14 protein-coding genes and 1 pseudogene are annotated in these 15383 nt (G+C 70.0%); 5 read left to right on the top strand and 10 right to left on the bottom strand.

The window, feature by feature from the left end; translation table 11 throughout:
- Position 1: 1 nt before the first annotated feature.
- Together AB0I23_RS36800 and AB0I23_RS36795 are read right to left on the bottom strand one after the other, a co-directional pair.
- On the bottom strand, positions 2 to 1801 hold the full coding sequence (locus AB0I23_RS36800) for a fatty acyl-AMP ligase (protein WP_359116564.1): 1800 nt from the start codon (positions 1799 to 1801) through the stop codon (positions 2 to 4).
- A gap of 199 nt (positions 1802 to 2000) precedes the next feature.
- Complete coding sequence (locus tag AB0I23_RS36795; RefSeq protein ID WP_359116561.1) at positions 2001 to 3935, bottom strand: HAD-IIIC family phosphatase; 1935 nt, start codon at positions 3933 to 3935, stop codon at positions 2001 to 2003.
- Positions 3936 to 4110: 175 nt separating this feature from the next.
- Here AB0I23_RS36795 and AB0I23_RS36790 point away from each other — a divergent pair, with 175 nt between their 5' ends.
- Entirely contained in the window at positions 4111 to 5370 is a 1260-nt protein-coding gene (locus tag AB0I23_RS36790; protein ID WP_359116559.1) for an FAD-dependent oxidoreductase, read from the top strand.
- A 215-nt stretch (positions 5371 to 5585) separates the two neighbouring features.
- Here the strand turns inward: AB0I23_RS36790 and AB0I23_RS36785 are convergent, their stop codons facing one another.
- The 4 genes from AB0I23_RS36785 to AB0I23_RS36770 form a co-directional block, all read right to left on the bottom strand.
- Positions 5586 to 6821, bottom strand: coding sequence for a cytochrome P450 (locus AB0I23_RS36785; protein ID WP_359116556.1), 1236 nt, complete (start codon positions 6819 to 6821; stop codon positions 5586 to 5588).
- Positions 6822 to 6962: 141 nt separating this feature from the next.
- Positions 6963 to 7376: a DUF4260 family protein gene (locus tag AB0I23_RS36780; protein WP_359116553.1), complete on the bottom strand. Its 414-nt coding sequence runs from the start codon at positions 7374 to 7376 to the stop codon at positions 6963 to 6965.
- Between the two features lie 185 nt (positions 7377 to 7561).
- Complete coding sequence (locus AB0I23_RS36775; protein ID WP_359116551.1) at positions 7562 to 8371, bottom strand: thioesterase II family protein; 810 nt, start codon at positions 8369 to 8371, stop codon at positions 7562 to 7564.
- A 109-nt stretch (positions 8372 to 8480) separates the two neighbouring features.
- Positions 8481 to 9281, bottom strand: a complete 801-nt coding sequence (locus AB0I23_RS36770) for an AfsR/SARP family transcriptional regulator (protein ID WP_359116548.1) — start codon at positions 9279 to 9281, stop codon at positions 8481 to 8483.
- Between the two features lie 228 nt (positions 9282 to 9509).
- On the opposite strand from AB0I23_RS36770, the gene AB0I23_RS36765 reads away from it, so the two are divergent.
- The gene (locus AB0I23_RS36765; RefSeq protein ID WP_359116545.1) at positions 9510 to 9812 is read left to right on the top strand and encodes a DUF6059 family protein; all 303 of its coding nucleotides are present in this window, start codon (positions 9510 to 9512) and stop codon (positions 9810 to 9812) included.
- Between the two features lie 291 nt (positions 9813 to 10103).
- Here the strand turns inward: AB0I23_RS36765 and AB0I23_RS36760 are convergent.
- The 3 genes and pseudogenes from AB0I23_RS36760 to AB0I23_RS36750 all read right to left on the bottom strand — a co-directional run.
- Positions 10104 to 10376 (bottom strand): annotated as a pseudogene (locus AB0I23_RS36760) (helicase-related protein); the annotation flags it as partial.
- A gap of 112 nt (positions 10377 to 10488) precedes the next feature.
- Entirely contained in the window at positions 10489 to 12624 is a 2136-nt protein-coding gene (locus AB0I23_RS36755; protein WP_359116542.1) for a tetratricopeptide repeat protein, read from the bottom strand.
- A complete protein-coding gene (locus tag AB0I23_RS36750) occupies positions 12621 to 13031 on the bottom strand; it encodes a hypothetical protein (RefSeq protein ID WP_359116539.1) in 411 nt (136 codons plus the stop codon). Before AB0I23_RS36750 ends, AB0I23_RS36755 begins: the two co-directional genes overlap by 4 nt.
- A gap of 229 nt (positions 13032 to 13260) precedes the next feature.
- Here AB0I23_RS36750 and AB0I23_RS36745 point away from each other — a divergent pair, with 229 nt between their 5' ends.
- Positions 13261 to 13530 (top strand): hypothetical protein, encoded by a 270-nt coding sequence (locus tag AB0I23_RS36745; protein WP_359116536.1) that lies wholly within the window; start codon positions 13261 to 13263, stop codon positions 13528 to 13530.
- Positions 13523 to 14161 (top strand): DUF6879 family protein, encoded by a 639-nt coding sequence (locus AB0I23_RS36740; RefSeq protein ID WP_359116533.1) that lies wholly within the window; start codon positions 13523 to 13525, stop codon positions 14159 to 14161. Before AB0I23_RS36745 ends, AB0I23_RS36740 begins: the two co-directional genes overlap by 8 nt.
- Positions 14162 to 14276: 115 nt before the next feature.
- Here AB0I23_RS36740 and AB0I23_RS36735 read toward each other — a convergent pair whose 3' ends face one another.
- Positions 14277 to 15152: a hypothetical protein gene (locus tag AB0I23_RS36735; protein WP_359116530.1), complete on the bottom strand. Its 876-nt coding sequence runs from the start codon at positions 15150 to 15152 to the stop codon at positions 14277 to 14279.
- A gap of 151 nt (positions 15153 to 15303) precedes the next feature.
- On the opposite strand from AB0I23_RS36735, the gene AB0I23_RS36730 reads away from it, so the two are divergent.
- The coding region (locus tag AB0I23_RS36730) for a helix-turn-helix domain-containing protein (RefSeq protein ID WP_359116600.1) at positions 15304 to 15383 on the top strand (80 nt) is incomplete at its 3' end.

The following is a 15383-nucleotide window of genomic DNA, read 5'->3' as shown; positions in this document are numbered from 1 at the left end:
GTCAGACCACCGATTCCAGGGACTCGGTGGCGCCGGTGACGTCGCCGGCATCGGCAGAGGCGATCAGTTCACCGACGGCCGGCTCCAGGACCTCGTACAGCGCGGTGATCCTGCCCTCCAGGAACAGCTTGCGCATCAGGGTCCGCTGGATCTTGCCGCTGGTGGTCTTGCGGACGGTTCCGGGGCGTACCAGCAGGATGTTGCCGGCGGGGATGCTGAACTCCTTGCTGATGAACCTCTGGGCGCCGGAGGCGACGGTGTGCAGGTCGGTGGAGACGCTGCCGGGGCGGACCTCCTGGATGGCCACCAGGTGCTCGCGGTCGGTCTCGACGGCGAAGACGGCGCCGGCGCCGAAGGCCTTGTCCGTGGACTGGACGGCGCGTTCGACGTCCTGTGGGTAGAGGTTGCGGCCCGCGAGGATGACCATCTCCTTGAGCCGGCCGGTGACGTAGAGCTCTCCGTCCTGGAGTACGCCCATGTCGCCGGTGCGCAGCCAGCCGCCGCCGTCGGCTCCGCCCGTGCCGTCGGAGATCGCCGCGTCGAAGATCTCCTTGTTGGTCTGCGGCCGCTTCCAGTAGCCGGAGGCGATGCTGTCGCCCTTCAGCCAGATCTCGCCGACGTGTCCCCCGGGCTTCTCGACGTGGGTCTCCGGGTCGGCGATGCGGACGTCGAAGTCCCGCACGATCCCGCTGCTGACGAGGGAGCGGGTGGAGTGGTCCGCGCGCGGGTCGGCCAGTTCGCCGCGCTCCAGGGCCTCGGCGTCGACATCGAGCACGTGGGGGGCGGCGCTGCGCGGGATGCCGGAAACCAGCAGGGTCGTCTCGGCCATGCCGTAGCAGGGGAAGAAGGCCTCGGGGCGGAATCCCGCGGGCGCGAAGCGCTCCGTGAAGGCACGCACCGTCTCGGCCCTGACCGGTTCGGCGCCGTTGCAGGCGGTCGTCCAGGAGGACAGGTCGAGCGTCTCCAGCTGTGCGTCGGTGACCCTGCGCACGCACAGGTCGTACGCGAAGTTGGGGCCGCCGCCGGTGGTGACTCCGTAGTCGCCGATCATCTTCAGCCAGCGGACGGGACGCTTGAGGAAGGTGAAGGGTGCCATCAGGACGGCGGGGATGCCGAGGTAGAGCGGGTGGAGGATGTGCCCGATCAGGCCCATGTCGTGATAGAAGGGCAGCCAGCCGCCGCACACGGACTCCGGGCCGGTGCCGATCGACCGCTGGATCGCCGCCTCGTTGGCGAGCAGGTTGCGGTGCGAGACCACGACGCCCTTGGGGTCGCTGGTGGAGCCGGAAGTGTACTGCAGGAAGGCCAGGCTCTCCAGGGTGAGGGAGGGCGCGTGCCAGGCGGCCGCGTCGCCCTGGGCGGGGTCGTCGGTGGCCAGGCACGGCACGTCGGTGAAGCCCTCCGCGGCCAGCCAGGCGGAGATCTCGGGGGCGTTGGCCGAGTCCGTGAGCACGGCGCACGCCTCGGCGTCGCGCAGAATGCCGGAGACCCGGGAGAAGTGCTGGCCCTGCTCGGTGGGCAGCGGTCCGGGCACGGCCACGGCACCGGCGTACAGGCAGGCGGTGAACGCCTTGATGAAGTCCAGGCCCGCCGGGTAGAGCAGGAGGACCTGGCGGTTCGCGGCTTTCCGCTCCTGGAGCCAGGATGCGATCCGGCGCGCCTCCTGGTCGAGCCCGGCCGAGGTGAGGTGCTGCGGCACCGAGCCGCGGGCGTCGTCGGGCAGGAAGATGAAGGCATCCGCGTCGCTGCGGGCTTCGGTGCGCTCCAGAACCAGTTCCGTGAAGGTTCGGAAGTTCGTCAACGTCTTTCTCCGACCTCTCCGAGTTCCGCGGGCGTGGCGCCAACACGGGTTGCTCTGACATCACGATCGTCATCCGGGGCGCTAAGGAGACGCTTGTGCGTTCCCGGCACCCGGCGGACGGGGCAGTCCCGTGGACTGCACCGAGGTCTGCCGTCCGTCGTGGGGGGCGGGAGGGCTGCCTCTGAGGGCGCGGCTCAGGTCATCCGGTGCCGCCGCGGATGGCCGCGTCGAGGGTCACATGCCCGGGCACTTCGGGCAGTCGGGTGAGCGGGTGCCTGAACTCGATCGTGCCGTCCGCCGATTCGGCGGCCTGCTCGAAGCCGAGCGACGGGTAGAAGTCGCGCACCTTGTGGTTCTTGGCGGTGGGCCGGTAGCTCGCGCGTACCTCGGCCGCGCCCGAGTCCACGGCGTGCTCCAGCAGCGCGGCCATGGCGGCCTGCTCGATACCGCGGGCGAAGACGCGGCAGCTGAGCAGCATGTTGTCGATGCGCAGGGCCTCGTCCTCCTGGTGCGCGAAGAGGGCGCCGACGACCCCGTTGTCGCCGAAGCGGTCGCGGGAACGTACGGCCAGCACCAGGTGGCCCGGCGAGTCGAGCCGTTCGCGGACGTCGGGCGCCTGGAGCCGACGGGTGGTGAGGTTGAACTGGTTGGTGCGCAGGGTGATCTGGGCGACCCTGACCACTTCGCGGTCGCGTACGGCGGCCACCTCGACTCTCACATCGAGGGCGCGCAGGTACTCCTCCATCGAGCCGGTGGCCTGCTGAAGGTCCTGCCGTTCCGCCTCCCGGCGGTACTGCACGGCGCGGCCCCGGTCCTCGGTGGTCAGTTCCCGTACGTCGAACCAGCCGTCGGCGAGCAGCCGGTCGCTGTGCAGCGCCGGTTCCTCGTCGAGCCCGATCACGGCGACCTCGGGGAGCGTGGAGGCGACGAGGCCGCGTTCGAAGGGCGAGTCGTCGGCGAAGACGAAGCTGTCGGTGCCGAGATTGAGCCGGGCGGCGATGGTGCGGATGTTGCCGTCCTTGGGTTCCCAGTCGGCACTGATCCGGACGAAGTCGCCCTCGCGCAGGGTCATGTCGGGGTGATCGCGGAGCACGTCCAGCACCGGCTCACGGTCGTTCTTGCTGCACACCGCAAGCAGTACACCCTGGCCGCCGATCTGCTTGACCACCCGCTGGAACCGGCCGAAGGCCTCACCGCGGTAGGTGGTGGCGGCGGCGATGCCGTCGGGTCCGTCGTCGCCGAGGATGCCGTCCCAGAGGGTGTTGTCGAGGTCCAGGACGAGGACCTTCTTGGCCCTGCCGCGCAGCGTCCGCAGCAGATGGCCCACCTGACGCGCGTACCTGGCGAGCACCTCCTCCCCCAGGTGCACCTTGGCGTAGATGGCGAGCCGCGGGTCGCGGACCGGTCCGCCCTCGGCGATCAGCGGCTCCAGGTCGACGACGTGCAGCCGTCGGCGCGCGGCGGCGAGTCGCAGCAGACCGACGTTGAACTCCCGCCAGATGATGGAAAGTTCGGTGCGGGACCGGTGATCGACCAGCTGCTGTGTGTGCTGGGGAAGCAGCGGCAGGGTGTTGAGTACGAGCGTCCCGGTGCCGTGGTCGTCGTAGCGGGCGGCGAGCCCGTCGAGGAGGTCGAGTTTGGCGGCGGCGGTCCGGGCGACGTCCTCCGTCCCCCAGGGCAGCGGCAGTTCGTCGAAGACGATCTGGGCGTCGAGAAGGCAGAGGGCCAGTTCGGTGCCGGTTGCGTACAGGTCACTGCCGGTGTCCTGGAGGTCGCGCAGCCACGAGTCGTGGTCGCCGATGCGTACGCGCAGCGGGATGCCGTGGCGGGCGAGTTCCGCGGTGAGCGGTGCGGTCAGCCCGTCGATGGTGCCGTGACCCGTGACGGCGACGGTGGCGGGTACGACGCCGGGGTGGCGCTCCACGATGTCCTCGGGAGCGACCTTGGCGAGCAGCCGGCCCGCGCGGGACAGCTGGGCGAGCCCGTCGTCCGGCTGTGCGAGTTCGGCGAGCAGTCCGGGCACCACCGGGTACTCGGCGGCGAGCCGGTGCTCGCCGTACAGCGCGCGCAGCCGGTCGAGGGGGCCGGCGGGGCCTGTGCGCTCCGGGTCGGACGTCGTCACTGCTGTGCTCACGGTCGGTTCGCCTCTCTGCGGGGGCGGGCGGGCGCTTGGGAGCTTGTGCCCGGCCCCTAAAGACGGGCTTGCGCCCGGGTGCGCGGCAGGCCGCGCGGGCCGCCCGCAAGAGCCGCTTTAGGCGGGATGCGGACCATCGGTGGAGGATGCCCCCTTCTGAAAGGCAGCACTGACGATGACAACTGAGCTGACCGCAGAAGTGTGTGTGGTCGGAGGAGGCCCGGCGGGACTCACGCTGGCCGTCGAGCTCGCCAGGCGTTCGGTCTCGGTCGTGGTCCTGGAACAGAGCGGTCACTTCGACCGGTCGTTCCGGGGCGAGTCGGTCTCTCCCGACTCGGTGTGGCTGCTCGACAAGCTGGGTGTCCTCGGCCGACTGGACGGCGCCTGCCAGCAGATGCACAGAATGGAGATCGTCGACTCCGGCAGCACGGTGCTGCGCGCCGACTTCCGCCGCTTCCCGTACCCGCACCCCTACCCGGTGGAGCTGCCCCAGCCGGCGCTGCTCTCGGCCCTGGCGGGCCTCGGGCAGGAGGAGCACCCGGAGCACTTCACCCTGGTGCGCCGGGCGACGGCCACCCGTCTGCTGCGCGCGGGCGGCGACAGCGGACCGGTCACGGGGGTGGCGGCGCGCACCCCGGAGGGGGAGCTGACGGTGCGTGCGGCGCTCACGGTGGCGGCGGACGGCCGGTTCAGCAAGGTCCGTGAGATGTCGGGCCTGCCGTACACGAAGCTGCCGCTGGACCGTGACGTGGTGTGGCTGAAGCTGCCGTTCCCGCCCGAGTGGGACGATCGTACGTATCGCATCCGGATCCGCGGCGACCAGCACGGGCTGTTCATCCCGACCCACCCGGACAGTGTGCGCGTCGGTTTCAACATCCCCAAGGGCGGGCTGAAGGAACTGCGCGCCCAGGGTCTGCCCGCGCTGTACGAGCGGCTGGACCGGCTCGCTCCCGAGCTGGCCGAGTCGGTGCGCGGCGAGATCCGCTCCTGGTCCGACACCTCGATGCTGGACATCTTCACGACGCTGGTGCCGCGCTGGTCCATGCCGGGCCTGGTCCTGATCGGCGACGCGGCACACACGCTGACGCCGATCCTCGGGCAGGGCGTCAATCACGCGATCATCGACGCGGTGACGCTGGCCCCGCTGGTGCGCGACGCCCTCGACGCGGGCGGGGACGAGGAGGCGCTGCTGCGGGCGGGCGCGGAGTTCCAGCGGGCGCGGGAGGGGTCGGTCGCCACGTCGCGCGGTCTGCAACTGCGGCAGGAGCGGCTGTTCGCCCTGCACGGCGCCGGCGGTGTCGTCCGCCGCTCGCTGTACCGGGTGGTCGACCGGAGCCAGAAGCTGAAGGAACGGGTGCTGGGGGGCGCGTACTTCCAGCTGCAGAAGCCAGGGCCGCACGTCGTGGAGGCGCAGTCCCCCGCCACCCGAGTGTGACTGGTGTGTCCGCGGGCCGGTGCGGGTCGGTGGACGGAACGAGGCCCCGGCCCGTACGGGAACGTACGGGCCGGGGCCTTTGTCCTGTGCGCCCGCCGGGGCCGGCCGCTGTGCCGGGGAAGCGCGGTTGCCGGGGCGGGCCGTACCGGACCGGCCGGTCGTGCCGCTGCCCGGCCGTCAACCGGTGACGGCCGGGGGGCGCTCCGCCGGGTCCGTCACCAGGTGACGGGCAGCCGGGTCAGGCCGTGCACCATCATCCCGGTCGTCAGCTCCAGGGCATCGACCTCTTCCGCGAGCCGCAGACCGGGGAAGCGGTTCAGCAGCGAGGAGATGACGATCTGCAGCTCCGCCCTGGCCAGCGCGGCACCCACGCAGAAGTGCGGGCCGTGGCCGAACGCGACGTGGTGGACGGCCTCGGGCCGTGTGGGGTCGAACTCGTCCGCCCGCGCACCGGGGAAGCGCGCGGGGTCCTGATTGGCGGAGCAGACCGCCGCCAGGACCGCGCTGCCCTTGGGGATGACGGTGCCGCCGACCTCGACGTCCTCCAGGGTGATCCGCAGCGGGCCTCCGTCACCGATCGGGTTGACACGCAGCAGTTCCTCGATGGCGTGGTCGATCATCTCGGGGTGTTCGCGCAACGTGGCCATGTGCCCGGGGTGGCGCAGCAGGGTCAGGACGATCTTGCCGATCATGCTTACGGTGGTCTCGTGACCGGCGACGAGGATGGTCGCCGCCATGACGATCAGCTCGAACTCGTTGAGGCTGCCCTCTTCGTCGTGGGCGGCGACGAGCGCCCCCATCAGGTCGTCCGTCGGCTCCTCCCGCTTGCGCTTGACGAGTGCCGCCAGGTACTCGATCATCTGCTGGCGCTGGGCGGCGGTCTCCTCCGGGGTGTGCGCGGTCAGCGAGACGAAGGCGTCCGACCACTCGCGGAAGCGGTCGCGGTCCTCGAAGGGCACACCGAGCAGTTCGCAGATCACCATCACCGGCAGCGGGAAGGCCAGTGCCGTGTTGAGGTCGACCGGCCCGTCGAGCTTCTCCATGTCGTCCAGAAGTCCGTCAGTCAGCTCCTGGATCCGGGGACGCATGTTCTGCACGCGGCGGGCGGTGAACTCCCGGGAGACGAGCCTGCGCAGCCGGGTGTGCTCGGGCGGGTCCGTGGTGAACAGGCTGCCCGGCACGGGAGGCGTGGCGGTGAGCTGCGGTGCGTCGGGGGCGATGGTGGCGGCCCGGCTGAACCTGGCGTCGGCGAGCACGGTGCGCACATCGTCGTAGCGGGTCACCACGTAGCCCTCGTCGCCGCTGGGCAGCCGGACGTGGGCGACGGGGCACTTGGCCCGCAACTCCTCGTAGACGGGAGGCACTTCGACGGCCGAGAGGCGGTGGAACGGGTAGTCCGGAAGGGGTTGGCCGGTCTCCGGTCCGCCCTGCGTCGTGTCCGTCGTTTCCATGCGATTCCTCCGGCAACAGGTGCTCAGCGGTTACTTGTGTGCGGTGGTTCGAGTGACCGACGCGCGGCGAGAGGCGCGGTCGGGACCTGGACGAGCCTCGCAGCGAAGGCTTGCGCGGGGCCAAAGCGCCCCAGGGGTAGGTCAGCGGCGCCGTCCCTCGGCGGTGCGCAGGCCGAACCCGAGGGCCCGGTCGGCGGCGATGTGCACCAGCCAGGCCAGACCGAAGTTGAACAGGGGGACGGCGACGGCCGGGGAGCCGGGAACCAGGCAGGCGAGCATGACGACGACGGCGACGACGGGCCGGTGGAGAAGGTTGTGGACCGGAACGGCCCTGCGGGACAGTCGGCCGTGCTGGTGCGGGCCCCGGATGCCGACGAGGAACGGCAGATCGGGTGCGACGACACCGGCGACCGCCGCGACGATCACCCATCCGCCGTACTTCGCCGTCTCGAACACCAGCCAGATCAGCAGGAGGACGGCCAGCAGCCCCCAGGCGGCGCGGACCTGCGGTGAGGCCGAGCTCCTGGTGGTGCCTTCCGCGGCGTCGTGTGTCACGGGACGTGCTTCCTTTCGCGAGGGATCCGTAAAGGCCAGGGGGGCGGCGCGGCGGCCACGCGGGGTGATCGTGGGCGGGCCGGAATGCCTGCCGTTCCCTGTTCGACGTCGGCGAACCGAAAGCCGACGACGGGAATGCCGTCATGGGTCCGGCATGACGGAGGAGGGACCGGAACATGAGATTCTCACGACCCGGCCGCCGCGGTCGCGGTGCCGGCCGACCACACCGCGACCCGCTCGGTGACGTACCGGCGCGTCAGGGAGGCGAGTTCACGCAGGAAGGCGCCCTCGTCCGACCTGACGAAGAAGTGCCCGCCGGTCATCGTCCGCACGTCGCAGCCGCGCCCCGCGTGCCGCCGCCAGGCGAGCACCTCGGACACGGTGACCAGCCGGTCCCCGCGTCCGGCGAACAGGTGCAGCGGTACCCGCAGCGGCTCGGTGTGCGCGGCGGTGCTGCCGAGGCACAGGCGGAGGTCGTCGCGGGCCACCGCAAGCAGCGTGGAGAGGAATTCGGGATGGTCGAGCAGCGTCTGCGGGATGCCGCCGAGTGCCACCAGGCCGGCGACGAGTTCCTCGTCCCCGGCGTCCGGGTCGGCGATCGCCGGGGCCGGCAGGTGCGGGGCGCGGTAGGCGCTCAGCACGAGTGCCCGGGGCAGGGCCGCGCCGCGCGACTGCCGCCGCCGGGCGAGCGAGTACGCGATGAGCGCCCCCATGCTGTGTCCGTAGAAGATGTGGGGCTCGGCAAGCTCCTCGTCGAGCTGTGCGTCCATGTCGTCGATGAGGGCGTCCAGATCGGTGAACCTGGGTTCGTCGAACCGTTCCTCGCGGCCGGGCAGTTGTACGGGCATCACCCGTACTCCGGCGTCATGGGCATCGAGGCCGCGCTGCCATCGCCGGTACGCCGAGGCGCCGCCGCCCGCGTAGGGAAAGCAGAACAGCCGTGTCACAGGGTCCGGTTCGTAGCCCGGGCGCTTCCGGGACAGGTATCGCGTCATGTTGCTCCGTCTCGGTTCCGTCCAGGGGGTGAGCGGGCCGGCCGGGTCCGTGGTACGTCGACAGGTGGGGCAGGCCCGGCCGACGCGGCCCCTACGGTGGCCGGGACCGCTAAAAGGCCGCCAAACTCGGTGCGGCGAGGTCGAGCTGGGGGTCGGCGGCCAGGATCGCCCGGTGCAGCTTCTGGACGCGCAGGGAAGGCTCGATGCCCAGCTCCTGGGCGGTCGACGCGCGTAGCTTTCGAAAGACTTCAAGCGCCTGCCACGAGCGTCCGCCTCGGTAGAGCGCCAGCATCAGCAGCCCGTGCAGACTCTCCTGGAGCGGGAAGCGCTCGGTGAGCGCGAGGAGTTCGCCGATCACTTCGGCGTGCCTGCCGAGCCGCAGGTCTGCGGTGATCCGCCCCTCCAGCGCGGAGCGCCGTGCCTCATCCAGCTGTAGCAGCTCGACACGGAGCGCGGGTCCTATGCGTACGTCGGCGAGGACCGGCCCTCGCCACATGGCGAGCGCCTCGCCCAGCAGCTTCGAGGCGGTCTCGTCGTCGTCGCCGGCCAGGGCCCGCAACCCGCGACCGGTGAGCTGCTGGAAGAGGTCGGCCTCCATGACGGGTGCGGGCATGTTCAGCGCGTACCCGCCATAGCTGCGGCTCAGCACCTCTTTCGGCGCACACTCGTGTTCCGGTCCCAGGGCGACGGCGATGGCCCGACGCAGCTGCTTGACGTAGGTCTGCACAACACCCGCGGGCCCGCTGGGGGGACTTGAGTCCCACAGCTCATCCGTCAGGGTCGTCACATTCACGTCCCAGCCCGCGTTGACCGCCAGCAGCGCGAGCAGCTGCCGCGGCTTGGCCGCGCTCGGCACCACGGAGGTGCCGTCGATGCTCACCACAAGCGGCCCGAGAACCCCGATCTCCATGGCACTGCTCCTTCCGCCTGCAGGAACACTGACACATTGTTACCTACAACGACACTTAGTCGATCATGATTTCGGCCGGGAATCCGTCTGCCCCGGGGTGTGAAATTTTCATGGTCGCGGCCTTCCGCGACGCGCTTTAAGCGACGCTTCAGGCCGAGCGGTGACCATGGGCGCCGACGGGGTCGTCTCGGGACGGCCTCGGGACCAGCTTGGGAGAAGAGGGCCGGCATGGGGCTGAGGTTCTGGCTCGGCAGAGCCGGCGCGGGCGCGTTGAATCTGCTCATCCAGCTCGGCGCCTTCACCGTCGGACCGCTGCCCGGTGTCCACTACCCCGACCCCGACCCCGACCCCGACCACACTCCGCAGCAAGCCTGGCCGCCGGGAGCCACGCACGGCTCGCGCGGGAACGGCGGCCGGCCCCAGGGGCCCCCGGCCGGCCACCCGGAGCGGCGCTGCTCGACCCCGCCGAGCCGGGTCGAGCAGGAGCTGTGGGCAGGACTCGGCATCGACGTGAAGCGAACCGGAAGGTGACGATCCGTCGCTTCATGTGCCCGGCAACGGAGTCGGCAGCGCCGGGGGCTCATGCGTGAGGGGCGCTCCGAAGAACGCCCCTCATCTGCGAAAACTCGCCGGAATGACGTCCCTCTCCAGCGGCGGGGCCGCCGACAGCGCCCGGCCCCGCTGCCACCCCGTCCGTCGACTCCCGTAGGGGCACACGCTCCCCGAGGGGACCTGCGGCGTTCGGCCCCCTCCTCGAAGTCCGCGAGCAGCGGACGGGCAAGCTCCAGACGGTTCTCGTAAAGCACCTGCTCATCCGTCGATCCGAACCGGCCCGGAGGCATCGCCCCTCCGCTCCTGGGACTTTTCCGGACCGGAGGCCGGTGAGTCGATCTGGATGACGCGGTCCAGGTCACCGACGTCAATGCCGAGCTCGAGGGTTGACGTGGAGACGATGACGCAGTCGCGGGCCTCGGCGAACGCCTGCTCGGAACGGGTGCGTTCATCGACGGAGAGGGAGGCGTGGGACAGGAAGACGGTCACCTCGCGTGCGCGGAGCGCCGTGCCCAACTCCTCGACCTGGCAGCGCGAGTCGCAGACGTCACCCGCACGGCCTGCGCATAGCACCCTACATCGGTACTCCCATCGACCCCGTGCCGCATACCCGCGCGCACCGTCCGTGCGGGCCGCTCCCGTCCCGTCGTGAGCACTACGGCCGCCATCGCCCTGACCGGTAGGCGTCCAGCAGTTGTCGGCTCGCGACCGTGAAGGGGTGTTCGGGGCCAAGGCCGCGTTCCCGCCGCTCGACGACATCGGTCATCAGCGCGATCCCCTCCTCCACGTGTCCGAGCGCGGCCCGGGTCCGGGAGAGGAGTTGTCGGGCGGCGAGCTCGATCGGGTACTCGGGCCCGAAGCGCCGCACATACGTCTCGGCGACCCGCCGGATCTCACGGTCGGCCTCGTCGAAGCGGCCCAGGAGGTACAGCGCCCACGCGTGGTTGTGTCGGGCACCCAGTGTCACAGTGTGGTCGGGGCCGAGGGACCGATCGCATTCCGACGGCAGCGTGAGCAGTGTGCCGCCTTCCTCGGTGACCACTTCGGCGGCGGGCAGCATCTCCAGCAGGCTGGCGCGGGCCCGCAGGGTCAGAGGATGCGTGGGGCCCAGCGCCGAGCGCCGCCCTGCGACGGTGTCGCGGAGCAGCGCGACGGATTCCTCGCGCCTGCCTACGTCAGCCAGCACGAGCTGGAGTCCATAGCCGCTGTCCGTGGTGTCGGGGTCGTCGGCGCCGAACAGGCGCTCCTGGGCGTCCCGGACCGCGCGGAGCGCCGCTTCGGCTTCGGCGTACCTGCCCAGCCGGAACAGTGCCCGCCCTGCCCTGGAGCGGGCGGCGAGGACCGTACGGTGGTCCGCGCCGAGGAGTCGCTGTGCAAGGTCCGCCGCGCTTCGGGCGGTCTCCCAGGCGGAGAGGTAGTCACCGGTCCGGTGCAGGGCGACCGACAGCCGCGTCGCGACGGCCAGGGCGTCGGCGGCGGACAGCCCGCCGATGTGCCTCAGCAGGGCCAGCGCGTGAGGTACCAGCAGGCGCAGTCGCGGATCGTGCGGACCCGCGTCCGGTAGACGGGGAACGGCCGCGTCGAGCAACCGGACGGCTGTCGTGTCGAGGGCGGGCACCAGGTCCGCGGGTGTCGCCGCCGAGACGCTGTCGAGCAGGATGCCGTGACTCTGTACGCAGCGCGCGCCGACGGCGTCGACCAGTTCGGACAGCGACTGGTCGAGGAGGGCTCTGAGGGCCGTCTCGGTTCGGGCACGAGGCGGTACGGCGCCGATGTCGGCGTGGTTGAGCAGAGTCAGCGGCAGCGGCTCGGCAGCGAACCGGGCCAGCAGTCTGAGCAGGGCCGCCGCTTCGGGCAGCCCGCGCACTTCGAACGCGTCGAGGGTCAGCTGCCAGGTCAGGCCGACCAGATGCCGGGGGTCCGCTTCGGACAGCGCGTCGGCTCCCCGGTCGATCAGCTGGACCCGTTCGTCTCCGTCGAGCTGGTCCCCGTAGGCGTCCATCGTCCAGGGGTCGATGACCTGGTGGGAGAGGAAGCCGCCCGCCAGGGTGAGGGCGAGGGGCAGCCGACCGAGCCGGTCCGCGACCCGCGCCGCCTGCTCCGTCGTACCGCTGTGCGGTGCGAGATCGCTCAGCACGAGCGCGGCGTCCTCTCGGGGCAGTACGCCGATGTACTGCAGCTCGGCGCCCGGCCACCACCGGGCCGCCGCTCGCCGTGTGGTCACCAGGACGGTGCCGCGCGGGCTGGTGCGCAGCCAGTTGCCGTCCCGCAGGATCTCCGGCTCGTCGGTGTTGTCCAGGACCAGTAACCAGGGTTCGGCGGAACGGTCGAGATACGTCCAGACGAGATCGGCGGCAGGTCTGAGGCCGTTGCGTGCGGCGAGCAGTTCGCCGTCGCCCGCCCCTCGGTCGGCGGCGACGGCGAGCATGCCGGCGCGCAGGCTCGCACGGTCGGAAGCGTTGACCCACAGGCCCACCCGGCCCTGTTCTCCGGTGACCTCCTGGAACAGGGCGCAGGCGACCGCCGTCTTGCCCGAGCCGCCCATGCCGTACAGCACGTAGACCTGGCCGCCGCGCTCCGCCTCGACGCTCGCCCGCAGGCGTTCCATCACCTCGCTGCGGTCGCGGAGCGCGACGGGGGGCCGGCCGACCGCCGGGCGTCGCACCGAGTCCGGTCCGCCGTGCTCCGGCCCGTCACCGCCGTAGTGGTGGTGCTCGCTGATGTGCTGATCACCCCGCGACTGGTAGACACGCCCCTGGTCCTCGGCGTGGCCGTCCGTCCCACCCGTCATCGCTCTGCGATGTGCTGGTCACGTCCCGCTTGGTAGACCCGGGCCTGACCGGACGCGGTGGCGTGCTGGGTGATCTGCCGGGCGGCCGAGCCACCGGGATCGAGTTGGTCCAGCAGTGCGCGCAGTTCCTCGACGGCGGCGGGCCGGGCCACGAGCAGCCGCCGCACCAACCCCTGCCACCGAAGGCGTAGTTCGTCCAGGGTCTCCAGGTCGTCCGCCGCCGCGGCGGCCAGCACGTCCTCACGACCGGCCTCCAACTCGGCGGCGACGGACTCGGCGCGCTCGGGTAGCGTCCGACGCCAGAGCTGCGTGATCCCGTCACGCACACGGTGCCAGGCATCGGTCGCCATCAACGTGACAAAGGTGGCCCCCGCGCTCTGTGCGAGCAAGGTTACTTCTGAGTCCACAGCCGCCCCTCCGTTCACCCGATTTTCCGACAGCGCAGATGGAAAGTGTCACCTGTCAGGCGTTGGCATGATTTTCTTTCCGATCAATATCATTCCACCCCTGAGCGACATGGGACAAGGAGGAATCAATCCTCGCCATTACCCCCCGCGGTCCGGGTCTAACACATGGTCAGGCAGGCGAGTCGCACGCTACAGTGAGGCATCCCGACCGATCGAGGGGGCGATGGAAATGGCCAGGCCATGGGAAGCAGATCCGGACACGAGTTTCAAAAAGCGCCTGGGAAAAACACCCCAGGAGCTCGGAAACACAACCGGAACTCCTGACTGCCCGGACATCTGGGAACTCGCCAACGGCGACATCGCCGTCATCGGCCGGGACCTCACCCAGTCACTCGGCAGGAACCTGCCCGACGGGGTCTCGATCGGGTCGGACGAACGCCTCGTGGTCATCCCCAGGAACATGCTCATCGCGGCGAAGCCGGACATCCCCAGTGTTTGACTCCTTCCCCGGCGGCGCCTCCGAACGCCTGGACCGCCCGACGTACCACGCGGACTTGGGCCGGGTCTACACCAGCGGGATCGGCTTCCTCAACAAGCTTGAGCGCGGCCAGCACTTCAAGGAGCGCGGCTTCCCGAGCTGGGAGGCCTTCGCCGACGGCGACTGGGAGAGGGCTCTGTCCCTGGCCGACGAGAGGCGCGAGGACTACGCCCAGGAACTCCGCCAGGCGTCGCGACTGGGCGTCACGCACCGCCGCCTTCGTGTCGTGGAATTCCCGATCACGCCGTATGTGCAATGGGAGTTGTTCGTCCTGCGCGTACGTGTGGACCTGGGCGACGACATCAAGGTTCTCGACGCTCGCGATATTTCGAACATCGAGCGGACTCGCCCGGTTCCAGAAGTGGTGATTCTCGGCGATGTAGCCATGTATGAGGTCGTTTACGACGAGGACGGAAATGCGGCCGGAGCCAACCGTTACACCGACCGCTCACTGATCCGGGAAACGAACGTCGGATTCGATGCGCTCTATGAGCGTGGTGACGGATTCCACGATTTCTTCGACCGGGAGATCGTCGCCCTGGCCCCGCCCCGGGTGTCCGGTGCTCCGACAGGCTTTCGCGGTTCGCGGTGATCAGCGAGGCGGATGACGAGCGAGCCCTCATGCCAACAGATCACCGCCCCCGGCGATGACGAGAACGCCCGTCGCATCGGCCACCCCTTCGGCATCCAGGAGTGCGCTTGCGGTGTCAGGACTGCGGTTCCTCCAGCTTGATGGCAGTGACGTCTGCGCCGCGCTGTTCACCGTGTCCTGTGGCGAAAGGCCCGTGGTCTTCCACGACTTCGCCCTCCACGACTTCCCCATCCATCACTCGGTGCGACGGCTCCGCCAGCGGCAGGCCGGCGAGGTGCTTCTTGAGCCTCTTGGCCATCGGAAGGAAGGTCGCAAAGGTGAGCCCGCCGGAGACAATGGCCCCGACGACAGGGATGGCCTTCGAGACGGTCTTCGCGAAGGACTGCTTTGTCATCTGGACGCCGAGGTAAGCCGCGACCTTTTTCACTATCGGGTAGATGACACCCTGGGTGAGTGCCTTCTGGGGCAGCTTCTTGGCGACCTGCTTCGACATCATCCCGGCGACCTTCCCCACAGCGGCGTTCGCCGACTGGGTGCCGAACATCACGCCGAAGAACAGCGTGAGCACCCCCATGGTCGCGTCATCGACGTCATCGACGTCGTCGGAGAACAGATCGGGCCAGCTGTAGAGGTACGCGAGTTTCTGCGCGATCCGCACCATGTGGCCGAAGTACTGGGCCACGTCGGCGGGCACAGTGGCGGGAAGGGCGAGGACGCCGGGGATCCCGGCAGCGGCGGAGAGAGCGCTGACCTTGCCGGTTTCGAAGCGGATGGAGTCGTTGGCCACCTTGTCGAGAACCTCGACAGTGATGCCCGCCGCAGCGGGGTTCTCTTCTATCGCTCTTCGGATGTCGTCCTCGGAACAGTGGCGAGCCAGCGCACTTCGGAGGTACGCCTCTCTGTTGATACGCACACCCGGAAGCTTTGCTGCGCCCACCAGCACCGCGGAGAAGCGCGACTCGGGGTTCTCGATGCCTTTGCCCTGTTTCATCTGATTCCTCCGTGGATACTCCGCCCTTCAGGGCGGAGAGGAAACGGACTCCTGCGGAGCAGGGCAAGGGCTGCGATTCGCCGCCAGGGCGGATCACAGTGCTCTGACCCGCAGGTTTGATCTTTACATGCGGTCGCATTAGTTTGTGAGCATGACCACGAACCACGTGAAGCGGGCGTTCAAGTACCGCTTCTATCCGACGGATGCGCAGGCAGCTGAGCTGTCGCGCAC

Origin of the sequence: Streptomyces atratus (assembly GCF_040655115.1) — a bacterium.
Classification (GTDB): domain Bacteria; phylum Actinomycetota; class Actinomycetes; order Streptomycetales; family Streptomycetaceae; genus Streptomyces; species Streptomyces atratus_D.
This window is presented reverse-complemented; position numbering and strand designations above follow the sequence as displayed.